Genomic DNA, 24,192 nt, shown 5'->3' with positions numbered 1-24,192 from the left:
CGGGAGCCCCGCACATGAAATTTCGCTTTCCCATCGTCATCATCGACGAGGACTTTCGTTCCGAGAACACGTCGGGGCTCGGTATCCGCGCGCTCGCGCAGGCTTTCGAGAGCGAAGGCTTCGAGGTGCTGGGCGTCACCAGCTATGGCGACCTGAGCCAGTTCGCGCAGCAGCAGAGCCGCGCCAGCGCCTTCATCCTGTCGATCGACGACGAGGAGTTCTCGGTCGGCCCTGACCTCGACCCGGCTGTGCTGAGCCTGCGCAATTTCATCGGAGAAGTTCGCCGCAAGAACGCCGATGTGCCGATCTACATCTACGGCGAAACCAAGACGTCGCGCCACATCCCGAACGACATCCTGCGCGAGCTGCACGGCTTCATCCACATGTTCGAGGACACGCCGGAGTTCGTGGCGCGCCACATCATCCGCGAGGCCAAGAGCTACCTCGAAGGCGTGCAGCCGCCGTTCTTCAAGGCGCTGATCGACTATGCGGAAGACGGTTCGTATTCATGGCACTGCCCGGGGCACTCCGGGGGCGTGGCCTTCCTGAAGAGCCCCGTCGGCCAGATGTTTCACCAGTTCTTCGGCGAGAACATGCTGCGCGCCGACGTCTGCAATGCGGTGGAGGAACTGGGCCAGCTGCTGGACCACACCGGGCCGGTCGCGGCGAGCGAACGCAATGCGGCGCGCATCTTCAACGCCGACCACTGCTTCTTCGTAACCAACGGCACCAGCACCAGCAACAAGATGGTGTGGCATCACACGGTGGCGCCGGACGACGTGGTGGTGGTTGACCGCAACTGCCACAAGTCGATCCTGCACGCGATCATCATGACAGGCGCGATTCCGGTGTTCATGAAACCGACGCGCAACCACTTCGGCATCATCGGCCCGATCCCGAAGAGCGAGTTCGAGCCGGCGGCGATCAAGGCCAAGATCGCCGCCAACCCGCTGCTCTCGCATGTCGACGCGAACAAGGTCAAGCCGCGCGTGATGACGCTCACGCAGTCAACCTACGACGGCGTGATCTACAACACCGAGACCATCAAGAACATGCTCGACGGCTACGTCGACACGCTGCACTTCGACGAAGCGTGGCTGCCGCACGCCGCCTTCCACCCGTTCTATGGCGCCTACCATGCAATGGGCAAGCGCCGTGTGCGGCCGAAGGAATCGCTCGTGTTCGCCACGCAGTCGACCCACAAGCTCCTGGCCGGCATCAGCCAGGCGAGCCACGTGCTGGTGCAGGACTCGCAGAACCGGGCGCTGGACCGCGACCTGTTCAACGAGGCCTACCTGATGCACTCGTCGACGAGCCCGCAGTACGCGATCATCGCGAGCTGCGACGTCGCGGCCGCGATGATGGAGCCGCCCGGCGGCACCGCGCTGGTGGAGGAGAGCATCCTCGAAGCGCTGGACTTCCGCCGCGCGATGCGCAAGGTCGAGGACGAGTTCGGCAAGGACGAATGGTGGTTCAAGGTCTGGGGCCCCGAGAAGCTGGTCGACGAGGGCATCGGCCGCGCCGACGACTGGATCATCAAGGGCGAATCACGCACCGCGAAGTGGCACGGCTTCGGCAAGCTGGCCGACGGCTTCAACATGCTCGATCCGATCAAGTCGACCATCGTGACGCCGGGCCTGGACCTGAACGGCAAGTTCGCGAAGACCGGCATCCCGGCCAGCATCGTCACCAAGTTCCTGGCCGAGCATGGCGTGATCGTCGAGAAGACGGGGCTCTACAGCTTCTTCATCATGTTCACGATCGGCATCACCAAAGGCCGGTGGAACACGCTGTTGACGGCGCTGCAGCAGTTCAAGGACGACTACGCGCGCAACCAGCCGATGTGGCGGATCATGCCGGAGTTCTGCCAGGCGCATCCGAAGTACGAGCGCCTCGGGCTGCGCGACCTGTGCCACCACATCCATGAGTTGTACGCGCGCTTCGATGTTGCGCGGCTGACCACCGAGATGTACCTGAGCGATCTCACTCCGGCAATGAAGCCGAGCGACGCCTTCGCGCACATCGCGCACCGCAAGACGGAGCGCGTCGAGATCGACCACCTGGAAGGGCGCATTACGACCAGCCTCATCACGCCGTACCCGCCGGGCATCCCGCTGCTGATTCCGGGCGAGGTCTTCAACAAGAAGATCGTCGACTACCTGAAGTTCGCGCGCGAGTTCAATACCGAGTGCCCGGGATTCGAGACCGACATTCACGGACTCGTGGGGCGCATCGACGAGACGGGCCGCAAGCGCTACTACGCCGATTGCGTTCGCGCAGCCTGATCAGGCCAGGCGCAGGATCATCACGCCGGCCACGATGATCGCCGTGCCGGCGGCTCGCTGCCAGCCGAAGGCCTCGCGCAGGAAGAGGGTGCCGATCAGCGCGGCGAAGAGCACCGAAGTTTCGCGCAGGGCCGCGACGACAGCGACGGGCGCGTGGGTCATCGCCCACAGCGCGATGCCGTAGCTGCCCAGCGAGGCGAAGGTGCCGATCGCGGCGATCCTCCACCGGCTCGCCATGTACGTGATGGCTGCACGGCGCTGGCCCGGCCGCCGCCACAGTACCAGCAGGAGGTAGGGTATTCCGTCGAACAGGAACAGCGCCGCCACGTAGGCGAACGCGTCCCCCGACGCGCGAACGCCAAGGCCGTCGATCACGGTGTAGAGCGCAATGATGGCGGCGTTGACCAGCGCGAAGCCGAGCGCCTTGCGCCGCCGCGCTTCATCGCCGCCGTGCAAGGCCGAGCGGGAGAGGCCAAGGGTGACCACGCCCACGCAGATGATCGCGACACCTGCCCAGGCGGCCGCCGAGATGCCTTCGCCGATGAAGGCCATGCTGCCCATGGCCACCAGCAGCGGCGCGCAGCCTCGCATGACGGGGTAGGTGAGCCCCAGGTCGCCGTGCTTGTAGGCGCCGGCCAGCGCGATGTAGTAGCCGAGGTGGATCACCATCGAGGCGATCATGTAAGGCCACGCGACAGGCGCCGGCAGACCGGTAACGAAGATCAGGGGCACCGCCACGAAGATGCCCAAGCTGTGGATCAGCGCGGTGTCGAGCGCCTTGTCGCGCCCGGACTTGATCAACGCGTTCCAGCCCGCATGCAGCAGCGCGCCGCACAGGACTGCGAACACGATCGGTCCGGTCAATGCCACAGGGCCGGCCACTCAGAACTGCAGCGCAGCGTTGACGGCTGGCTTGGTGGTCGTCGGGGTTTCGCGGGAAAGACGGTCATCGATTCGGGTGTGAGGTTCGGCCGCCGGACCAGCGAAGCTGATGGATCAGCTTGCGGTGGGTGGCGGCGATGGGGAGGGTGACCCTTGCGGATTGTGCACGGCCGACAAGTACACGCTGCGAATTGCCCGGCGTTGAATCCAAAACGCTCGCGGCTCCGTATAGGTTGCAGCCGTCGCGACTTTTGCGGCGGTTCCAACCTCAGGAGCCATTCATGAAGAGCAGCACCCATCGCATCGCATCCGTCACGCTGGCCATCGTCATGGCGGCCGGCGCGGCCTCGGCCATGGCGCAGGTCATGGTCGGCGGCGCGCCGATGTACCCGACCAAGGACATCATCGACAACGCAGTCAATTCGAAGGACCACACCACGCTGGTCGCGGCAGTGAAGGCGGCCGGGCTGGTCGAGACCCTCAAGGGCCCGGGTCCATTCACGGTCTTCGCGCCCACCAATGACGCCTTCGCGGCCTTGCCCGATGGCACGGTGGACATGCTGCTCAAGCCGGAAAACAAGGCGAAGCTGACGACCATCCTGACCTACCACGTGGTCCCGGGCAAACTCGATGCGGCTGCGCTGACGAAGGAGATCATGGTCGGCAAGGGCATGGCCTCGCTGAAGACCGTGGCCGGCGGCACGCTCACGGCCAAGGCCAGCGGTGGCAAGGTGATGGTCACGGACGAGAACGGCAACACCGCGCACGTGACGACCGCCGACGTGATCCAGTCCAACGGCGTGATCCACGTGGTCGACAAGGTGCTGCTGCCGAAGTGAGGCGGCCCGAGCGCCTCAGGGCTCGATGTCGTCGCGCACCCGCAGGAAGCGGGCGAACCTCGGCAGGCCCGAGGGGTTCGTCCCGTTGTATCGGTAGCTGACCCAGGTGCCGATCGCGGGCGGCTTCTCGCGTTCGGCGTCGCTGAAGCCGGTGCCGAGCTTGAAGCGCTTGCCATCGGGCATCTCGACCATCAGCGCGCCGAGGCGGCCGGCGTGCTTGCCGCGTCCCCCGATGTGCGCGACCACGCGCGCATCGGCATCTTCGAAAGGCTTGACCTTGAGCAGGTCGGAACTGCGTTCGGACCGATAGAGCGACGCGCCGCGATGGAGCATCAGGCCTTCGCCGCCCATCCGCACCGTCTTGTCGAGCAAGGCCTGCAGGGCTTCGTGAGTCGTGGCGCGCTGCTGCGGCACGGCGACCAGCCAGGTTGCATTCGTGACCGGCAGGAGTTTGCGCAGTGTGGCGAGGCGCGCCGTGAAGTCGCCGGGCGCGGCGGGCAGGTCGAAGACCATGAAACGGATCTCGCGCCAGGCCGCATCGACCGGCGTCTGGCTGCGCACCGTCGACACCGTGTGCGCGAAGCGACCGCGGCCCGCCCACAGTTCGCCGTCCATGGGGATGGGCGGCAGCGGGGCGGTGAACCAGGTCGGCGCAACGATGGGCTCGCCGCCGCGCGTGCGGAGTTGCCTGCCGTCCCAGTATCCGCGCACACCGTCGTATTTCTCGCTGACCCAATGGTCGTCGAGCGGCATGCCGCGGTGGTAGACCGCGGCCAGCAGCAGTGGCGATGCCTTTGAACTGCTTCGAGCCCATGCATCGACAGGTCCGGACAGGGCAGACACAGCGCCGAGCGCGGCCAGCACGAGCGCGCGGCGAGACAGGTCAACGGGCGCGGCACGGCGCGCACGAACAGAGAAACTCACGATCAACTCCCCGGCATTTCTAGGTATGCCGGAATTATGGAGTGCTGATTCGATGTGTGCCTCGTCAGGCGGCGGGCTCCGCGATGCCCCCGACGACATGGCTGAAGCCACCGTCGACGTAGGTGATTTCGGCAGTCACGCCGCTGGCGAGGTCACTCAGGAGGAAGGCTGCGACGTTGCCCACTTCTTCGATGGTGATGTTGCGGCGGATCGGCGCCACTTCGGCAACTGCAGAAAGGATCTTTCCGAAACCCTTGATGCCGCTGGCCGCCAGCGTCTTGATCGGCCCGGCACTGATGCCGTTGACCCGCATGCCCTTGGGGCCGAGCGACTCGGCCAGATAACGCACGGACGCTTCGAGCGAAGCCTTGGCCAGGCCCATCGTGTTGTAGTTGGGCAGGGCCCGCATCGCGCCGAGGTAGGTCAGGGTCAGCAGTGCCGACTTGTCGTTGAGGTAGGGCAGGGCGGCCTTGGCCATCGCGGGGAAGCTGTAGGCGCTGATGTCGTGCGCCACCTTGAACGCATCGCGCGACAGGCCTTCGAGGAAGTCGCCGGCGATCGCTTCGCGCGGGGCGAAGCCGATGCTGTGGACGAAGCCGTCGAACTTCGGCCAGGTTTGAGCCAGGTCGGCAAAGAGCCTGTCGATCTGCGCATCGTCGCCCACGTCGCAATCGAAGACCAGCTTCGAACCGAAGTCGGCCGCGAATTCGGTGATGCGGTCCTTGAAGCGCTCGCCCACATAGCTGAACGCCAGTTCGGCGCCCTGTTCATGGCACGCCTTGGCGATGCCGTAGGCGATGGAGCGGTTGCTCAGCACGCCGGTGATCAGAAGTTTTTTGCCGGAAAGAAAGCCCATGGGTCGACCTCGTGAAAATCTTGGGCAGAATTCTCGCATGCGGGTTCTCTCGTTCTGCTGGCTGATGGTGTGCGCGGTTCCCGCATGGGCGGCGCATGGCTATGCGATGTGGGACGACCTCAAGTACCCGCCGGGCTTCAAGGCCTTCGACTACGTCAACGTCGATGCGCCGAAGGGCGGGGAGCTTCGGCTGGTCAGCAACCAGCGCTATTCCACCTTCGACAAGTACAACCCCTTCACCATCAAGGGCGCCCCGCCGGCCTACCTGGGCAGCCTGATGTTCGATTCGCTGCTGGCTGGCTCGATGGACGAAACGGCCTCCGGCTACGGCCTGCTGGCCGAAGACGTGGTCGTGTCGCCCGATCGGCTCAGCGCCACCTTCAGGTTGCGGCCCGAAGCCCGCTTCCACGACGGAACGCAGGTCGAGGCGGCCGACGTCAAGCACAGCTACGACACCCTCATCGGGCCCTATGTGTCTCCGGCCTACAAGACCATGCTCGAAGAGGTCGAGAGCGCCGAAGTGGTCGACGCGCGCACCATTCGCTACAAGTTCCGGAAGCCGAACCGCGAATTGCCCCTGATCGTCGGTGGCCTGCCGGTCTTCAGCCGCCGGTGGGGCATGGAGAACGGCAAGGCCAAGCCCTTCGACCAGGTGGTCATGGACATCCCGATCGGCAGTGGCCCCTACAAGATCGGCCCGGTGCGATTCGGCAAGGACATCACCTACGTGCGTGATCCCGACTACTGGGCGCGCGACCTCGCGGTGCGGCGTGGCACGAACAACTTCGATCGCATCACCATCAAGATCTACAAGGACAACACGGCGCGCCTCGAGGCCTTCAAGGCCGGCGAGTTCGACATGATGAGCTTCTATTCGGCTGGCGACTGGGCACGTCGCGTGACGGGCAAGCGCTTCGATACCGGCGAACTGGTCAAGCGCGAATTCGCGCACCGGCTACCCTCGGGCTTCCAGAGCTACGTGCTCAACAGCCGGCGTCCGCAACTGCAGGACCGGCGGGTCCGGGAGGCGTTGGGGCTGGCATTCGACTTCGACTGGATGAGCCGCCAGATGTTCTACGGCGGGTATCCGCGCGTGAGGGATCTGTTCGGCAACACCGATTGCGCGGCCGAAGGCACGCCTTCACCGGAAGAAGTCAAGCTGCTGGAGCCTTGGCGCGGGAAGGTTCCTGACGCGGTTTTCGGACCGATGTACGAGCCGCCTACCACCGAAGGGGCCGGGCACTCCCTGCGCAACAACTTGCGCCGGGCCCAGGATCTGCTCAAGCAAGCCGGTTGGGAATATCGCGACGGCGCGCTGCGCAATGCGCAGGGCAGGCCGATGGAACTCGAATACCTGGACAGCAAGGAAGGCGGCGTGCGGACCGTGTCGCCGTGGATGCGCAATCTCGAAAAATTGGGCATCACGCTGAAATTCGCCTCGGTCGATTTCGCCCTGTACCAGCAGCGCCTGGACAAGTTCGAATTCGACCTCACCACCATCAACTTCCCCGGCACGCACAATCCCGGCCAGCAACTGGCCGATATCTTCGGCAGCAAGGCGGCAACGACGGAGAGTTCCGGCAACTACATGGGCGTGAGCAGCCCGGTCGTCGACGCATTGGTCGTCGACATCGTGCGCGCGGAGACCAAGGCGGAGCTTCTGCCGGCCTGCCGGGCGCTTGACCGGGTGATCATGCACAGCCACTACCTGATTCCTCAGTGGACGCTGATGGTGCACCGCATCGCCTACAACGCCTGGCGACTGGCCTACAAGGCGCCGATGCCACCCTATGCGTCGGGCGAAGACTGGGTCATGACCACCTGGTGGGCTCGATAGCCGACAACAAGCGACGCCATGCTGTCCTACATCCTCAAGCGCTTGCTGCTCTTCATCCCGACCCTGATCGGCGTGCTGCTGGTGACGTTCCTGGTGATCCAGTTCGTGCCGGGCGGACCGGTCGAGCAGTACCTGGCCGAGGCCAAGGCCGGCGTACGCGGCGGGGTGGAGTCGGGCGGCTCGAACTACCGCGGCGATCAGGGGGTCGACCCCAAGCGGCTGGCGGAAATCAAGGCGCTGTATGGCTTCGACAAGCCGGCGCACGAGCGGCTGTGGCAAATGCTGGGCCAGTTCGCCCGCTTCGACCTGGGCCGCAGTTTCTTCCAGAACAAGGACGTATGGACGCTGATCCTCGAAAAGCTGCCCGTGTCGATCAGCCTCGGGCTCTGGACCTTCTTCATCAGCTATGGGGTCGCCGTGCCCCTGGGGGTTGCAAAGGCGGTGAGGGCGGGCACGCGCTTCGACCTCGTCACCACCTTGCTGATCCTCGTGGGCTATGCGATTCCGGGTTTCGTGTTGGGGGTGGCGCTGCTGGTCGTCTTCGGCGGCCAGTTGCAGTGGTTTCCGCTGCGCGGCCTCACCTCGGCCAATTGGGACGACCTGAGCTGGGGCGCCCGGATCGTCGACTATCTGTGGCACATCACGCTGCCGGTGACGGCCATGGTGCTGGGCAGCTTCGCGGTGACGTCGATGCTGACCAAGAATGCCTTCCTGGAGGAGATCCGCAAGCAATACGTCCTGACGGCGCGGGCCAAGGGCCTGGGCGAGCGTCAGGTGCTGTGGAAGCATGTGTTCCGCAATGCGCTGATTCCGATCGTCACCGGTCTGCCGGCGGCTTTCATCGGCGCCTTCTTCACCGGCTCGCTCCTCATCGAGACGCTGTTCTCGCTGGACGGGCTTGGCCTGCTGGGTTACGAGAGCGTGATTCGTCGCGACTACCCTGTGGTGCTCGGCACGTTGTATCTCTTCACGCTGATCGGCTTGCTGACCAAGCTCATTTCCGATCTCTGCTACGTATGGGTCGACCCGAGGGTGAAGTTTGACTAGGGCGCCGACCGTCCGGACCGCATCGGTCAGCCCGGGGCGCCGCGCCTGGCTGCGCTTCAAGCGCAACCGGCTGGGTTTTTGGAGCCTGGTGCTGTTCGTCGCGATGGTCGTCCTGAGCCTCTTCGCCGAGGTGATCTCGACCGACCGGCCGCTGGTGATGCGCTACGAGGGAAAGATCTATTTCCCGGTTCTTCGCGACTATTCGGAGAAGACCTTCGGCGGCGATTTCGAGACGCCGACCGACTACCTCGATCCCTTCATCCGCGAGCGAATCACGCAGGGCGACAACTGGGCCGTCTACGCGATCAACCCGTACGGCCCGAAGACGCTCAACTATTTCGCCAAGTCGCCGAGTCCGGCGGCCCCGACGCGGGACAACTGGCTCGGCACCGACGATCGGGGCCGCGACCTGCTGGCGCAATTGATCTATGGCTTCCGGGTGAGCGTGCTGTTCGGCCTTGCGCTCACGGCCATCGGGACCGTGCTCGGTGTGGCGGCCGGCGCCGTGCAGGGGTATTTCGCGGGCAAGGTCGATCTCGCCTTCCAGCGTTTCATCGAAATCTGGGGTTCGATGCCCGAGCTGTACCTGCTCATCATCTTCAGCGCCGTGTTCGCTCCGAGCGTTGCGCTGCTCCTGATACTGCTGAGCCTGTTCGGCTGGATGGGGCTGTCCGACTACGTGCGCGCCGAATTCCTTCGCAACCGCCAGATGGACTACGTGCGTGCCGCGCGGGCGCTCGGCGTTGGCAACCTGCAGATCATGTGGAAGCACATCCTCCCCAACAGCATGACGCCGGTGGTGACCTTCCTGCCGTTTCGCATGAGTGCGTCGATCCTCGCGCTGACTTCGCTCGACTTCCTGGGCCTGGGCGTGCCGCCCGGAACCCCGTCGCTCGGCGAACTGCTGAGCCAGGGCAAGGCCAACATCGATGCCTGGTGGATTTCGCTGTCCACCTTCGGCGTCCTCGTGCTGACGCTGATGCTGCTGACCTTCATGGGCGACGCCTTGCGCGATGCGCTCGATCCTCGAAAGGCCGACCGATGATCCATGGGAGGCCTCGATGAGCACGACCTTGTTGAAGGTCGAAGGCCTGCGCGTCGCTTTCGCCGAGAAGGAGGTGGTGCACGACATCGGCTTCGAGATCGCGCAGGGCGAGAAACTGGCGCTGGTCGGCGAATCGGGTTCGGGCAAGACCGTCACGGCGTTGAGCCTGCTTCGGCTGGTGCAGAACGCGGAGATCTCGGGCGTCGCGAACTTTGCCGGAGGGGAGGGCGGCGGCGTGCGTGACCTGCTGTCGCTGCCCGAGGCCCGGCTGCGCGACATCCGGGGCAAGGAGATCGCGATGATCTTCCAGGAGCCGATGACGGCGCTCAATGCGCTCTACCCCGTGGGCGACCAGATCGCCGAGGTGCTCGAACTGCACCAGGCCCTGTCGGCGCGCGCCGCTCACGAAGCAGCAGTGCAATTGCTGGCGGACACCGGCATTCCGGAGCCGGCGCGCAGGGCGAGGGCGTTTCCGCACCAGCTGTCCGGCGGCCAGCGACAGCGCGCCATGATCGCGATGGCATTGGCCTGCAAACCGCGCCTTCTGCTGGCCGACGAGCCGACCACCGCGCTCGACGTCACCGTGCGTGCGCAAATCCTGGAGTTGTTGGCCGACCTGCAGCGCAAATACGGCATGGCCGTGCTGCTCATCACGCATGACCTGAACCTCGTGCGCCGCTTCGCGGACCGTGTGGCGGTGATGGAGAACGGCCATATCGTGGAACAAGGGGCCGTGTCGACCGTGTTCGATGCGCCGCAACACCCTTACACGCGAAAGCTGATCGACAGCCGCCCGACGCGAGACGTGGCGCCGGTCGCGGTCGACGCCAACGCGCCACCGGTGCTTGCCGCCACAGGGCTGAGGGTGAGCTATCCGGTGTCGCGGCCGGGCTTCACGGGATGGTTTCGCAAGGGCGAGTTCGTGGCGGTACAGGGCGCCGATTTCAGCATTGCGCCGGGTGAAACGCTGGGCGTGGTCGGCGAGTCCGGTTCGGGCAAATCCACCTTGGCCCTTGCGGCACTGGGACTGCTGAAACATGAGGGCGAGCTGGCGGTCGGTGGCCGAAAGTGGGCTGCGGGTGGTGCCAGCGACCGTGCGCTGCGGCGGGTGATGCAGGTGGTGTTCCAGGACCCGTTCTCCTCGCTGTCGCCGCGCATGACGGTCGAGCAGATCGTCGGCGAAGGCTTGACGGTGCATGCGCCAGGGTTGGACCCGGCCGCCCGCTGGACGCGGGCTCTCGAAGCGCTGGCAGACGTCGGCCTGACCGAGGCGCAGTTCCCTTCGCTGCTCGACCGCTATCCGCACGAGTTTTCGGGCGGGCAGCGGCAGCGCCTGGCGATTGCCCGTGCGCTGATCGTCGATCCCGGCCTGCTGGTGCTCGACGAACCTACCAGCGCGCTCGATGTGACCATCCAGAAGCAGGTGCTCGGCTTGCTGCAGCGCCTCCAGCGCGAACGTGGCCTGAGCTACCTGCTGATCACGCACGACGTCGAGGTGATTCGCGCCATGGCGCACAAGGTCATCGTCATGAAAGATGGCGCCATCCTCGAATCGGGCCCCGTCGACCGGGTGCTCGACGCGCCCGAACATCCCTACACCCAGAAACTGGTAGCCGCGGCGCTGGCAGATTAGAAGAACTCGGAGAGAGAGCGGAATGTCGCTGATCGGTTACGACAGGCGCGGCGCCTGGCGCGCGGCGCTGGCCTGCATGGCTGCGCTGGCGGTGGCCATGGGCCTCGGACGCTTCGCCTTCACGCCGATGCTCCCGATCATGCTGCACGAGGGCAAGCTCGATCTGCAGGCGGGCGGCGTCCTGGCTTCGCTCAACTACCTCGGTTACTTTCTCGGCGCGATGAGTTGCGCGTCGATCCGGCTGAAAGCGGTCAGCATGGTGCGCGGCGGGCTGATCGCCACCGCCGCGCTGTTGCTGGGAATGGGGCTCTTGCACGGTTTCACCGTGTGGGGCGCACTCCGCACTGCGGCGGGGGTCATGAGCGCCTGGACTTTCGTGTTCGCGTCCGGCTGGGGTCTGCGTCGCCTGGCCGAGACCGGCGCGCCGGCCTTGGCGGGCGTGATCTATACGGGGCCGGGCATCGGCATCGCGGCCACCGGACTTCTGGGCGGAGCGGTTGGCCGATGGGGATCGAATGCGGGGTGGATCGGATTCGGGTTGTTGTCGCTGGTCCTGATCGCGCTGGTCTGGCGCATCTTCAGCGACGGGGAAGCCGCCCACGCGGCGCCGCAGGCAGCTCCTGCCGCTGCTCCGACGGCCGCCGAATCCGCCGCCGCGCGCAGCGATGCACGTTGGCTGGTGGCGCTCTATGGCCTGGCCGGCTTTGGCTACATCATCACGGCGACTTTCCTGCCTGTGATTGCGCGCCAGGCGTTGCCGGGCACGAACTGGCCGGACCTTTTCTGGCCCTTGTTCGGCTTGGCAGTGGTTCCGGGCGCCCTGATCGGAGCCAGGGCACCCCTCCATTGGGACAATCGACTCCTGCTCGGCGCGGCGTACGCCTTGCAGGCACTGGGCGTCGTGTTGTCGGTGGCGTGGCCGACGGCCATCGGATTTGCGCTGGGCAGCCTTCTGCTGGGCATGCCGTTCACGGCCATCACTCTTTTCGCCATGCGGGATGCACGACGGCTCCGCGGCAATGCGGCGGCGGGGCTCATTGGCTATGCAACAGCCTCCTATGGGGTCGGGCAGATCCTCGGTCCGCTGTTCGCCGCGCCGCTGGCGCAGCGCACCGGGTCGTTTGCGGTGCCCTTGCTGGTGGCGGCCGGCGCGCTCGGAATGGGGGCGGCACTTTTTATCGCTGTCTGGCGCCGTTCATGCGTCACCAAAGGTATCTCAAACGCGTAGAAACCCCACTTTCGTAACGCATTTGGCATATAATTCGAGTCTCACGACCAAACGGGCGGGTACCAACCGCCCGTTTTTTATTGGTCGAAGCATTCTTGATGCCGCAGGCGGGCGGCGGCATCCGGCACACCAAGGGCATAAACATACACGTGGCATTGCAGCAGACAGTGGAACAAACCGTGGCCGGGCTGGGCTACGACCTGGTCGAGATCGAGCGCTCGGCCGGGGGATTGCTGCGCGTCACGATTGATTTGCCCTGGAAAGGCCCCAATTTGGATGTGGCGCCGGGCACGCCGGAGCCTTTCGTGACGGTCGAAGATTGCGAAAAGGTGACCCGCCAGCTGCAATTCGCGCTGGAAGTGGATGGCGCCGACTACAAGCGGCTCGAAGTGTCGTCCCCGGGTATTGACCGGCCGTTGCGCAATGAGCAGGATTTCGAACGTTTTGCCGGCGAGGTGATCGACATCACGCTCAAGGCCCCGATGGGCGCGGCGGCGGGCGGCCAGGTGGCGGCCAATCGCAAGAAATTTCGCGGCACGCTGGAGCGTGTTGCAGCGGCCGACGGCTCGCACGGCTGGCAGATCGTCTGGAGCGACGAGCCGGCGCCGAAGCCCGGCCAGAAGATCAGCAAGAAGCGCGCGCCTGCACCTCTGCAGGCGTTGGGTTTTGCTTTGGACGAGCTCCGCGAAGCGCGGCTCGCCCCGATAGTGGATTTCAAGGGGCGCAGGCCCAAACCTGGCACGGTGGTGTCGGACTGAACGAGGAGAGTGGTGGCATGAATCGCGAAATGTTGATGTTGGTGGATGCGATCTCGCGCGAGAAGAACGTTGAACGTGACGTCGTCTTCGGTGCGGTCGAGTCTGCCCTGGCGCAAGCCACCAAGAAGCTCTATCAGGGCGACGTGGACATTCGCGTCGCCGTCGACCGTGACAGCGGCGACTACGAGACCTTCCGCCGCTGGCATGTGGTGCCCGATGAGGCTGGCTTGCAGCTGCCCGACCAGGAAATCCTCCTGTTCGAAGCCAAGGAAGAAATGCCCGACATCGAGGTCGACGAATACATCGAGGAAGCGGTGGATTCGGTTCCGATCGGCCGTATCGGCGCGATGGCGGCCAAACAGGTCATCCTGCAGAAGATTCGTGACGCGGAGCGCGAGATGCTGCTCAACGACTTCATGTCGCGCGGCGAGAAGATCTTTACGGGCACGGTCAAGCGCCTGGACAAGGGCGACATCATCGTCGAGGCCGGTCGTGTCGAAGGACGCCTGCGCCGCAGCGAGATGATCGCCAAGGAAAACCTGCGCAACGGCGACCGTGTGCGGGCCATGATCATGGAAGTCGACCTGACGCTGCGCGGCGCTCCGATCATCCTGTCGCGCGCAGCACCCGAGTTCATGATCGAGCTGTTCCGCCAGGAAGTGCCCGAAATCGAACAAGGCCTGCTCGAGATCAAGAGTTGCGCCCGCGACCCCGGCTCGCGCGCCAAGATCGCCGTGCTCTCGCACGACAAGCGCGTCGACCCGATCGGCACCTGCGTCGGCGTGCGCGGTACGCGCGTCAATGCCGTCACCAACGAGCTCGCCGGCGAGCGCGTGGACATCGTGCTGTGGAGCGAAGACCCCGCACAGTTCGTGATCGGTGCGCTGGCACCGGCCAATGTCTCGTCGATCGTGGTCGATGAGGAAAAGCACGCCATGGACGTGGTGGTCGACGAGGAGAACCTCGCGATCGCGATCGGTCGAGGCGGCCAGAACGTGAGGCTCGCCTCCGACCTGACCGGCTGGAAGATCAACATCATGGACGCCAATGAATCGGCTCAGAAGCAGGCGACCGAGACGGACGCCAGCCGCAAGCTCTTCATGGAAAAGCTCGACGTCGACGAGGAAATCGCCGACATCCTGATTTCCGAGGGCTTCACCAGCCTGGAAGAAGTGGCCTATGTGCCGATTTCCGAACTGCTCGAGATCGAGAGCTTCGACGAAGACACGATCAACGAGCTGCGGTCGCGCGCCAAGGATGCGCTGCTGACCATGGAAATCGCCCGGGAAGAAAACGTCGAGAGCGTCTCGCAGGATCTGCGCGACCTCGGCGGGCTCGACCCGGCCCTCATCCCCAAATTGGCCGAGGCGGGTGTCCACACCCGTGACGACCTGGCCGACCTTGCGGTCGATGAACTCACCGAGATCACCGGCCAGAGCGCCGATGACGCCAAGAACCTCATCTTGAAAGCCCGCGAACACTGGTTCGCCGGCCAAGAGTGATGGTCATGGAGGCACGAAACCAATATGTCCAGTACCACTGTCGCCGAGTTCGCGAACGAGCTCAAGAAGACTCCCGAAACCCTGCTTGACCAGCTCAAGAGCGCCGGCGTGCCCAAGCAGGCACCGACCGACGCGCTCACGGAGGCCGACAAGCAGCGTCTGCTCGGCTTCCTGAAGGCCAGCCATGGCACGGTCGAGCCCGAGCGCAAGAAGATCACCCTGACGAAGAAGTCGACCAGCGAGATCAAGCAGGCCGACGCCACTGGCCGTGCGCGCACGATCCAGGTCGAGGTCCGCAAGAAGCGCACCTTCATCCAGCGTGACGAAGGTCATCCGGCCGCCGCCGAGCCGGCACCGCAAGAAGCACCTGCTGCAGCCGCTCCGGCTGCGCCGCAGATCGACGAAGCCGAACTGACCCGCCGCGAGGAAGAAGCGCGCCGTCAGGCCGAACTGATCCGCCGCCAGGAAGAAGAGCTGGTCGAAAAGCGTCGCCTGCGCGAAGAAGCCGAGGCGCGTGAGCGCGAGAAGGCCGAACGCGCCGAGCAGGCCGAGCAGGAAGCCAGGGCCGCCAAGAAGAAGGCTGCCGAGGCCGCTGCTGCCGCGACCGTGACCGAAGGCGCGCCCGAACCCGCCGAGGAAGCCCCCGCCGTGACCGACCGCAAGGCCGCCGCGGAAGCTGCCGCTGTGCAGGCCAAGGACGACGCCAAGGCCAAGGCCGCCGCCGAATCGAAGGCTCGCGCCGACGAGGAAGCCGCCCGCGCGAAGGACCTCGACGAACGCCGCCGCAAGGCGCTGGCCGAGGCCGAAGCCATCCGCGCCATGATGAATGCGCCGGCTCGTGTGCTGGTGCCGCACAAGGCGCCCGAGAAGCCCGCGCCGGAAGCCAAGGCCGGGGTCAAGGGCACGCTGCACAAGCCGACGGCTCCGGCCGCTCGACCGGGTGCGCCGGCCGCTCCTGGTGCCGCCGCGGCAGCACCGGGCACGGGCAAGGAAGTCAAGTCGGCCAAGCTCTCGTCGAGCTGGGCTGGCGACACGGCCAAGAAAAAGGAAATCAAGACCCGCGGCGATGCCAGCGGCGGTGTCGGTCGCGGCAACTGGCGCGGAGGCCCGCGCGGCCGCCGCGGCAATGACCGCAATGGCCAGGAAGAACGAGTGCAGGCCGCACCGGTCGAGGCTCGCGTGCTCGAAGTGCACGTGCCCGAAACCATCACGGTCTCGGAACTCGCCCACAAGATGGCTGTCAAGGCGTCGGAAGTCATCAAGCAACTGATGAAGCTCGGCCAGATGGCGACCATCAACCAGTCGCTGGACCAGGACACCGCGATGATCATCGTGGAGGAAATGGGCCACAACGCTGTGGTTGCAGCGCTGGACGATCCGGAAGCGTTCACCGACGAGGACGTGTCGGCGCAACAGGCCGAAGCCCTGCCGCGCGCACCGGTCGTGACCGTCATGGGTCACGTCGACCACGGCAAGACCTCGCTGCTGGACTACATCCGTCGCGCCAAGGTGGCCGCGGGCGAAGCCGGCGGCATCACGCAGCACATCGGGGCGTATCACGTCCAGACCGAGCGCGGCATGGTGTCCTTCCTGGATACCCCGGGCCACGAGGCGTTCACCGCCATGCGTGCCCGCGGTGCGCAGGCCACCGACATCGTGATCCTGGTGGTTGCGGCCGACGACGGCGTCATGCCGCAGACCAAGGAAGCCATCAAGCACGCGAAGGCTGCGGGTGTGCCGATCGTGGTCGCCATCAACAAGGTCGACAAGCCGGATGCCAACCTCGATCGCGTGAAGCAGGAGCTGGTCGCCGAGGAAGTCGTGCCCGAAGAGTACGGCGGCGATGTGCCGTTCGTGCCGGTCTCGGCCAAGACGGGCCAGGGCGTCGACGATCTGCTCGAGCAGGTGCTGCTGCAGGCCGAAGTGCTCGAACTCAAGGCGCCGGTGGATGCCGCCGCCAAGGGCCTGGTCATCGAAGCCCAGCTCGACAAGGGCCGCGGCCCGGTCGCGACCGTGCTGGTTCAGTCCGGCACGCTCAAGACCGGCGACGTGGTGCTGGCAGGTTCGACCTATGGCCGTGTGCGCGCCATGATCGACGAAGACGGCAAGACCATCAAGTCAGCGGGTCCGTCGATCCCGGTCGAGATCCAGGGTCTGACAGAAGTGCCGCAGGCCGGCGACGAATTCATGGTGATGAGCGACGAGCGCCGTGCGCGCGAGATCGCCACCTACCGCGCCGGCAAGTTCCGCAACACCAAGCTGGCGAAGGCCCAGGCTGCGAATCTGCAGAACATGTTCACCGACTTGTCGGCGGGCGAGGTGCAGACGCTGCGGATCATCATCAAGGCCGATGTCCAGGGCTCGCAAGAGGCACTGGCGCAGTCCCTGCTCAAGCTGGCGACCGACGAGGTCAAGGTGCAGATGGTGTACGCCGGCGTCGGCGGCATCAGCGAGAGCGACATCAACCTCGCGATCGCATCGAAGGCCATCGTGATCGGCTTCAATGTGCGCGCCGATGCCGGCGCTCGCAAGTTGGCCGAGAGCAACGGCGTGCAACTGCACTACTACAGCATCATTTACGACGCGGTGGACGACATCAAGGTCGCCATGTCGGGCATGCTGGCTCCCGAGCGGCGCGAAGAGATCATCGGCTCGGCCGAGATCCGCACCGTGTTCGTGGCCTCCAAGATCGGTACGGTCGCGGGTTGTATGGTCACCTCGGGTTCGGTCAACCGCAGCGCGCATTTCCGCCTGCTGCGCGACAACGTGGTGATCTACACGGGCGAAATCGACTCGGTCAAGCGCATGAAGGACGATGTCCGCGAAGTGCGCGAAGGCTTCGAGTGCGGTATCAAGCTCAAGAACTACAACGACATCAAGGAAGGTGATCAGCTGGAGTTCTTCGAGATCAAGGAGATCGCCCGGACGCTGTAAGCGTACCGAGCGACCCTGGCCATGCCCAAGAGAAAAGCCGCAGCCCCCAACCGCGCCTTCAAGGTGGCCGATCAGATCCAGCGCGATCTGACGGAGTTGATCGCGCGCGAGTTGAAGGACCCGCGGGTGGGCATGGTCACGATCCAGGCGGTCGAGGTCACGCCCGACTACGCGCATGCGAAGGTCTTCTTCAGCCTGCTCGTGGGCGATCCGGTCGAGACCACCGAAGCGCTGAATCAGGCCGCGGGCTTCCTGCGCAACGGCCTGTTCAAGCGCCTGCATATCCATACGGTCCCGACGCTGCATTTCCAGTTCGATCGCACGACCGAGCGTGCCGCCGACATGAATGCGCTGATCGCGCAGGCCGTCGCTTCCCGTTCCAAAGACGACTGAAGATGAACGCGCCACGCACACGGGTGCAGCGGCGCCCTGTGCATGGGGTGTTGCTGCTCGACAAGCCGCTGGGTCTCTCCAGCAACCAGGCCCTGCAAAAGGCCAAGTGGTTGCTGCGCGCCGAAAAGGCCGGACATACCGGCACGCTCGATCCGCTCGCGAGCGGCGTGTTGCCCTTGTGCTTCGGGGCGGCGACCAAATTCAGCCAACTGCACCTGGATGCGGACAAGACCTATGAGGCCACTGCGCGTCTCGGGGTAAAGACGTCCACCGGCGACGCCGAGGGCGAAGTCATCGCCGAGCGGCCCGTTGCCGTGACTGCTGCTGATCTGAAGCGTGTGGAAGCGCAGTTCACCGGTCCGATCCGCCAGATCCCCCCGATGCACAGCGCATTGAAGAAAGACGGCAAGGCGTTGTACGAGTACGCCCGAGAAGGGGTCGAAGTCGAACGCGCGCCACGCGATGTCGTGATCTACAAGCTCGCCATCGATGCCGCCTCCGGCAACGAGATTCGAATCCGCGCGACCGTGAGCAAGGGCACCTACATCCGCACGCTGGGCGAAGACATCGGCGAAGCCCTGGGTTGCGGCGCCCATCTCACCGCGCTGCGCCGGATCGAGACTGGCGGCTTCGACGCTTCGCAGTGCGTGGCGCTGGAGGCGCTCGAGGCGCTCGACGAGGAAGAGCGCCTCGCTCGGCTTCTGCCGACGGAGGCGTTGGTGGCCGATCACACGCCCGTCACGCTCGACACCGAAGATGCCGGGCGTTTCCTGTCCGGCTTGCGCCGACGCGGCAAATGGCCGGACGCGCCTGCGGTGGCCGTCTTCGGCCACGACCCGCCCGCATTCCTCGGCACGGCCCACGTGAAGGCCGGCGAACTGATTCCGGGGCGCTTGTTGAGCCCCATCGAAATCCAGCAAATACTATTGACCGAAGCGACACCATGAGCACCAACCAGATCCGCAATATCGCCATCATCGCCCACGTGGACCATGGCAAGACCACGATGGTCGACCAATTGCTGCGCCAGTCCGGCACCTTCGCCGAGCACGAGAAAGTGGTCGACACCGTGATGGACAACAACGCCATCGAAAAAGAGCGCGGCATCACGATCCTGGCCAAGAACTGCGCCGTGACGTGGAAGGGCATGCACATCAACATCGTGGACACTCCCGGCCACGCGGACTTCGGTGGCGAAGTGGAACGCGCGCTCAGCATGGTGGACGGGGTGGTGCTGCTGATCGACGCCCAGGAAGGCCCGATGCCGCAGACCCGCTTCGTGACGAAGAAGGCGCTGGCCCTCGGCCTGAAGCCGATCCTGGTGGTGAACAAGGTCGACAAGCCGGGCGCGCGCCCGGACTATGTGGTCAACGCCGCCTTCGACCTGTTCGACAAGCTGGGCGCCACGGACGAACAACTGGATTTCCCGGTCGTCTACGCTTCGGGCATCAACGGCTGGTCTTCGCTGGAAGAGGGCGAACACGGCGAGCAATGGGGCCCGGACATGTCGGCACTGTTCGACACCATCCTGAAGCACGTGCCGGCGCATGCAGGCGATCCTGATGCGCCGCTGCAACTGCAGATTTCCGCCATCGACTTCTCGACCTTCGTGGGCCGGATCGGCGTCGGCCGCATCCATGCCGGCACCATCAAGCCGATGATGGACGTCGTCGTGATGGAAGGTCCAGACGGCAAGGCGGTCAGAGGCCGCGTCAACCAGGTTCTGACCTTCCAGGGCCTTGAACGCGTGCAGGCAACCGAAGCCGGCCCGGGCGAGATCGTGCTGATCAACGGCATTGCCGACGTCGGCATCGGTGTGACGATCACCGATCCGGTGAACCCGGTTGCGCTGCCCATGCTCAGGGTCGACGAGCCGACCCTGACGATGAACTTCTGCGTCAACACCAGCCCGCTGGCCGGCCGTGAAGGCAAGTTCGTCACCAGCCGTCAGATCTGGGACCGACTGCAAAAAGAGCTCCAGCACAACGTGGCTCTGCGCGTCAAGGAAACGGACGAGGAAGGCATCTTCGAAGTCATGGGCCGCGGCGAACTGCACCTGACCATCCTGCTGGAGAACATGCGTCGCGAAGGCTACGAGATGGCCGTGTCGAAGCCCCGCGTGGTGTTCCGCGACGTCGACGGCGTGAAGCACGAGCCCATTGAGCTGGTGACGGCCGACATCGAGGACGCGCACCAGGGCGGTGTGATGCAGGCCTTGGGCGAGCGCAAGGGCGAACTGGTCAACATGGAACCGGACGGCCGTGGCCGTGTGCGCCTCGAGTACCGCATCCCGGCGCGGGGCCTGATCGGCTTCACCAACGAATTCCTGAACTTGACGCGCGGCTCGGGCCTGATCTCGAACATCTTCGACAGCTACGAGCCGCACAAGGGCGAGATCGGCAGCCGCAAGAACGGCGTGCTGATTTCCATGGACGACGGTGAAATCTTCACCTACGCGCTGGGCAAGCTGGACGATCGCGGCCGCATGTTCGTGCGTGCGAACGATCCGGTGTATGAAGGCATGATCGTCGGCATCCACAGCCGCGACAACGACCTGGTAGTCAACGCCACTCGCACCAAGCAGCTGACCAATTTCCGCGTGTCCGGCAAGGAAGACGCGATCAAGATCACCCCGCCGATCGAACTCACGCTCGAATACGGCGTGGAGTTCATCGAGGACGACGAACTGGTCGAGATCACGCCCAAGAGCGTGCGTCTGCGCAAGCGCTTCCTGAAGGAGCACGAGCGCAAGCGCGCATCGCGCGAGACGGCAGTCTGATGCGGCACGTGGGTGGCCGTGGGCTCACTCACGGCCGCGCGGTCTGGCTGATGGTCGTCGTGACCCTCATGTGGGCCACGGCGGGTGTGGTCACGCGTCACCTGGAGCACGCACGCAGCTTCGAGGTGACCTTCTGGCGCAGCTTTTTCACGCTGGTGTCGCTGCTGGTGATCCTGCCCTTGTGGCAGGGCCGGGCAGTGTTCGCGAAGATCCGCCAGGGCGGCCGCGAGCTGTGGGTTTCTGGCATCTGTTGGGGCGTGATGTTCACCGCCTTCATGGTCGCGCTCACACTCACCAGCGTCGCGAACGTCCTGGTCACGATGTCGGCAGGTCCGTTGCTGACGGCATTGGCCGCGCGAATCTTCATCGGCCACAAGCTGCCGCCGCGCACCTGGGCAGCCATCGTCGCGGCCGGGCTGGGCATCGGCTGGATGTATGGCACCGAACTCGGCGAGGGGCAACTGCTCGGCACGCTGGTCGCGCTGTGCGTGCCGCTGGCCGGCGCTTGCAACTGGACCGTGGTGCAGCACGCTCATGCCAAGGGTCACGACGTCGACCTCGTTCCCGCGGTTCTGATCGGCGCTGCGATCTCCACGCTCGTCACGCTGCCACTGGCATGGCCCTTCCAGGCGAATGCGCACGACCTGGGCCTGCTGGCATTCCTCGGCCTGTTTCAGTTGGCGATTCCCTGCGCGCTGTCGGTGATGTGCGCGCGCGTGCTGAAGGCGCCTGAGGTATCGCTTCTTGCGCTGCTCGAAGTGATCTTCGGCATTGCGCTGGCCTGGATCGGGGCAGGCGAGGAACCGGAGTCGAGCGTCTTGATCGGCGGCGCGGTCGTCATCGGTGCGCTGGTGTTCAACGAACTACTGGGCCTTCGCGAAAGGCGCGCTCCGGCGGCCGCCCTGACCAGCCCCCACTGAGTCACTGAGTAGCAGTGAGGGCATTCACTGATGCCTGTCCGACCTGCATGACGTTGTTTGTTTTTTGAGGATGTATTGATGCGACTTTCCATTGCACTGGCCGCCTGCGCCTTCCTTGCCGCGCCCCTTTGCTCGACGGCCCAGGTATCGATCAACATCAACGTCCCCGGCGTTGTCATGGCGGCGCCGCCGCCGCCGCGCTACGAGGTCATGCCGCCGCAGCGTCCAGGCTACGTCTGGGTGCCGGGGAACTGGCAATGGCAACACAACGCCTACGACTGGCGGCAAGGGTACTGGGAGCCTGCGCGCCCCGACTACATCTATGCCCCGGGTCGCTGGGTGCGTGCCGATGGCGGCTGGCGCTGGGTCGAGCCGAACTGGAAGGCCTCCAAGCGCAAGAAGGACAAGCACCACGGCCACGGCGATCACCACGACCGGGACGACGACCATGACCACGGCGGCTATCACTGCCCTCCGGGCCAGGCAAAGAAGGGACGTTGCTGAGCGGCTGCGGCGTACCAGCGAAAAGGCCGGCGTCCAAGCCGGCCTTTCTCATTCAACCCGCCTTCCGGCGGGCCTCCTGATTCAGGGGCGCGCCACCTTCCACACGCCATTGAAGCCGTCGCCCGTCTTGTCGCCGGCCTTGGTGTCCTTCGACCAGTAGTAGAGCGGCCAGCCCTTGTAGGCCCATTGCTTCTTGCCGTCATCGCGCACGATGATCGTGTAGGCGCCCATCGCCTTGGCGCTGTCGGCCACGCTCAGCGGCGGCCAGTTGGTCGCGCACGGCCCGTTGCAGGCCGACTTTCCGCTACCGGCCGCGTCGCGGTCGAAAGTGTAGAGCGTCATGCCGGATGGGCCGATCAGTACGCCGTCGGATGTGCGCGTCGGCGTGTCCGGCGCGGTTGACATGCTTCCGCATCCTGCGAGCAGGGCGGCGGCAAGGATCGAGGCGCTGAGGATTTTCATGAAGGATTCTCCTTTGATTGAAAAACGAATGCGGATGGGACAGTCTATCCCGCGCTTTTTTCAAGCTGACGGTGCACGTCCGTCGCGAGGTCGAGCAACGCGTCGCGCGAGAGCGCTCCGGTCAGCGCGTAGCCAAAGCCGCGATCGACCCAGTAGAAGCTCGGCACCGGTCCATCGGTCGAGAAACGGAAGGCCGTCTCTGCGGACCGCGCCGCATCAACTGCCGGACCGAGGCTGCCGATGTACAGCGTGATGCGCTCGCCGCCCGCGCGCTCGAACATGAACTGTGCCCGCGCGCCTTCACTGCCGGGCAGCAGACGGCCGCCGACCAGTTCATAGCCTTCTGCCGACAGGTCCGGCACCTGGAGCGGCTTGTCGAGCCGCTTCGAGAGCCATTGCGCGAGATGCTGCCGCTCCGCCGCGACGACCTCGACCGGATGCCGCTTTTCGGGTGCATAGATTGCATGGGCCACGGATGCTGCATGCACGAATTCCCGCGTGGCCGGTGCGCGCGCCAAGGCCGTGCCGCCCGATGCGGCCCATTGGGTGTTCGCCTGCCATCCCGCGCCAAAGGCGAGCGCGACGCTCGCCGCCATGCCGCCCCAACGTGTCCATCGGATCCGTCGTGCATGCTGTTCGTCGGCAAGGCCCGCGGCGGCCAGCAAGGCCGGCGGGACGGGTTCGTCGAGCACCTCGCGGTGCAGTCGCCGCAATGCGTCGCGCTGGGCCTCCCAGGCGGCAGAGTCATCGTCGGGGGGAAGTGTGGGGGTGTTCATGGCGATGGCCGATTCACTTGAGGCGACGCAGGCCGGTGCGAGCCGTCACGGGCGAAGGCGTGCCGTCCATCAGCTCCTGCAAGCGGGCACGAGCCCGTGACAGGCGCGACATCACGGTGCCCGCCGGAATGCCCAGCACCTTGGCCACTTGCGCGTAGGTGAGGTCCTCCAGTGCCACCAGCAGCAACACGGCGCGCTGGTCCTCGGGCAGAAGCAACAGGCAGCGCTGCAGGTCGATCGCCTGGTCGCGGTGCGAATCGACACTGCGCAGTTCAAGCACGACCTCGTCGATGTCGACGGCCACCGGACGCGGAGACGGAGCGCGTCGGACCTGACTCACGAACACGTTGTGCATGAGTGTGAAAAGCCACGCCCGGAGGTCGCTCCCGGCGATCCAGAGCCGCCACTTGCCGCAGGCGCGCTCCAGCGTGTCCTGCACCAGATCGTCGGCCGCCCAGCGATCGCCCGTCAGCGCGCGGGCATAGCGCCGCAGGCTGGGGATTTGGTCGACGAGGAGGCGCGAGTCCATGGGTGGGAGCAGATCATCGATGTCGGTTGTCTGCTGCACCAACGCCGGCGCACCGGCGT

General features: G+C 65.3%; 21 protein-coding genes. 15 read left to right on the top strand and 6 right to left on the bottom strand.

Features of this window, described 5'->3' with window-relative positions:
* Positions 1-14 precede the first annotated feature (14 nt).
* On the top strand, positions 15-2,285 hold the full coding sequence (locus QTH97_RS01755; protein ID WP_286566264.1) for an arginine/lysine/ornithine decarboxylase: 2,271 nt from the start codon (positions 15-17) through the stop codon (positions 2,283-2,285).
* Here QTH97_RS01755 and QTH97_RS01750 read toward each other — a convergent pair whose 3' ends face one another.
* Positions 2,286-3,134 carry an EamA family transporter gene (locus tag QTH97_RS01750; protein WP_286566263.1) on the bottom strand — a complete coding sequence of 283 codons (849 nt, stop codon included), beginning with the start codon at positions 3,132-3,134 and terminating at the stop codon, positions 2,286-2,288. It abuts the gene before it with no gap.
* A gap of 314 nt (positions 3,135-3,448) precedes the next feature.
* On the opposite strand from QTH97_RS01750, the gene QTH97_RS01745 reads away from it, so the two are divergent.
* Entirely contained in the window at positions 3,449-4,006 is a 558-nt protein-coding gene (locus QTH97_RS01745; protein ID WP_286566262.1) for a fasciclin domain-containing protein, read from the top strand.
* Positions 4,007-4,021: 15 nt separating this feature from the next.
* On the opposite strand, the gene QTH97_RS01740 is transcribed toward QTH97_RS01745, so the two are convergent.
* Together QTH97_RS01740 and fabI are read right to left on the bottom strand one after the other, a co-directional pair.
* Entirely contained in the window at positions 4,022-4,930 is a 909-nt protein-coding gene (locus tag QTH97_RS01740) for a DNA ligase (RefSeq protein ID WP_444813356.1), read from the bottom strand.
* Between the two features lie 64 nt (positions 4,931-4,994).
* Positions 4,995-5,786, bottom strand: coding sequence for an enoyl-ACP reductase FabI (gene fabI / locus QTH97_RS01735; protein WP_286566261.1), 792 nt, complete (start codon positions 5,784-5,786; stop codon positions 4,995-4,997).
* Positions 5,787-5,823: 37 nt separating this feature from the next.
* On the opposite strand from fabI, the gene QTH97_RS01730 reads away from it, so the two are divergent.
* From QTH97_RS01730 to QTH97_RS01670, 13 genes are all read left to right on the top strand, one after another.
* Positions 5,824-7,623, top strand: coding sequence for an extracellular solute-binding protein (locus tag QTH97_RS01730; RefSeq protein WP_286566260.1), 1,800 nt, complete (start codon positions 5,824-5,826; stop codon positions 7,621-7,623).
* Positions 7,624-7,641: 18 nt separating this feature from the next.
* The gene (locus QTH97_RS01725; RefSeq protein ID WP_286566259.1) at positions 7,642-8,670 is read left to right on the top strand and encodes a microcin C ABC transporter permease YejB; all 1,029 of its coding nucleotides are present in this window, start codon (positions 7,642-7,644) and stop codon (positions 8,668-8,670) included.
* Positions 8,663-9,715, top strand: a complete 1,053-nt coding sequence (locus QTH97_RS01720) for an ABC transporter permease (protein ID WP_286566258.1) — start codon at positions 8,663-8,665, stop codon at positions 9,713-9,715. Before QTH97_RS01725 ends, QTH97_RS01720 begins: the two co-directional genes overlap by 8 nt.
* A gap of 16 nt (positions 9,716-9,731) precedes the next feature.
* On the top strand, positions 9,732-11,348 hold the full coding sequence (locus QTH97_RS01715; RefSeq protein WP_286566257.1) for an ABC transporter ATP-binding protein: 1,617 nt from the start codon (positions 9,732-9,734) through the stop codon (positions 11,346-11,348).
* A 22-nt stretch (positions 11,349-11,370) separates the two neighbouring features.
* Positions 11,371-12,576, top strand: coding sequence for a YbfB/YjiJ family MFS transporter (locus QTH97_RS01710; RefSeq protein WP_286566256.1), 1,206 nt, complete (start codon positions 11,371-11,373; stop codon positions 12,574-12,576).
* Positions 12,577-12,725: 149 nt separating this feature from the next.
* Positions 12,726-13,334 carry a ribosome maturation factor RimP gene (gene rimP, locus QTH97_RS01705; protein ID WP_286567065.1) on the top strand — a complete coding sequence of 203 codons (609 nt, stop codon included), beginning with the start codon at positions 12,726-12,728 and terminating at the stop codon, positions 13,332-13,334.
* A 17-nt stretch (positions 13,335-13,351) separates the two neighbouring features.
* Positions 13,352-14,836, top strand: coding sequence for a transcription termination factor NusA (nusA, locus tag QTH97_RS01700; RefSeq protein ID WP_286566255.1), 1,485 nt, complete (start codon positions 13,352-13,354; stop codon positions 14,834-14,836).
* A 24-nt stretch (positions 14,837-14,860) separates the two neighbouring features.
* Positions 14,861-17,770: a translation initiation factor IF-2 gene (gene infB / locus QTH97_RS01695; protein WP_286566254.1), complete on the top strand. Its 2,910-nt coding sequence runs from the start codon at positions 14,861-14,863 to the stop codon at positions 17,768-17,770.
* Between the two features lie 21 nt (positions 17,771-17,791).
* Positions 17,792-18,163 (top strand): 30S ribosome-binding factor RbfA, encoded by a 372-nt coding sequence (gene rbfA, locus QTH97_RS01690; protein ID WP_093107543.1) that lies wholly within the window; start codon positions 17,792-17,794, stop codon positions 18,161-18,163.
* Between the two features lie 2 nt (positions 18,164-18,165).
* Positions 18,166-19,110, top strand: a complete 945-nt coding sequence (gene truB, locus QTH97_RS01685) for a tRNA pseudouridine(55) synthase TruB (RefSeq protein ID WP_286566253.1) — start codon at positions 18,166-18,168, stop codon at positions 19,108-19,110.
* On the top strand, positions 19,107-20,942 hold the full coding sequence (gene typA, locus QTH97_RS01680; protein WP_286567064.1) for a translational GTPase TypA: 1,836 nt from the start codon (positions 19,107-19,109) through the stop codon (positions 20,940-20,942). Before truB ends, typA begins: the two co-directional genes overlap by 4 nt.
* Positions 20,942-21,862: a DMT family transporter gene (locus tag QTH97_RS01675; protein WP_286566252.1), complete on the top strand. Its 921-nt coding sequence runs from the start codon at positions 20,942-20,944 to the stop codon at positions 21,860-21,862. Before typA ends, QTH97_RS01675 begins: the two co-directional genes overlap by 1 nt.
* A gap of 78 nt (positions 21,863-21,940) precedes the next feature.
* Positions 21,941-22,366, top strand: a complete 426-nt coding sequence (locus QTH97_RS01670; RefSeq protein ID WP_286566251.1) for a YXWGXW repeat-containing protein — start codon at positions 21,941-21,943, stop codon at positions 22,364-22,366.
* An 81-nt stretch (positions 22,367-22,447) separates the two neighbouring features.
* Here QTH97_RS01670 and QTH97_RS01665 read toward each other — a convergent pair whose 3' ends face one another.
* The 3 genes from QTH97_RS01665 to QTH97_RS01655 are packed head-to-tail and all read right to left on the bottom strand — an operon-like array spanning position 22,448 to position 24,133.
* A complete protein-coding gene (locus tag QTH97_RS01665) occupies positions 22,448-22,828 on the bottom strand; it encodes a COG4315 family predicted lipoprotein (protein WP_286566250.1) in 381 nt (126 codons plus the stop codon).
* 44 nt (positions 22,829-22,872) lie between these two features.
* A complete protein-coding gene (locus tag QTH97_RS01660) occupies positions 22,873-23,604 on the bottom strand; it encodes an anti-sigma factor family protein (protein ID WP_286566249.1) in 732 nt (243 codons plus the stop codon).
* 13 nt (positions 23,605-23,617) lie between these two features.
* The gene (locus tag QTH97_RS01655; protein ID WP_286566248.1) at positions 23,618-24,133 is read right to left on the bottom strand and encodes an RNA polymerase sigma factor; all 516 of its coding nucleotides are present in this window, start codon (positions 24,131-24,133) and stop codon (positions 23,618-23,620) included.
* Positions 24,134-24,192: the final 59 nt, after the last annotated feature.

Origin of the sequence: Variovorax gracilis (assembly GCF_030317115.1) — a bacterium.
GTDB classification, from domain to species: Bacteria; Pseudomonadota; Gammaproteobacteria; order Burkholderiales; family Burkholderiaceae_C; genus Variovorax; species Variovorax gracilis.
This window is presented reverse-complemented; position numbering and strand designations above follow the sequence as displayed.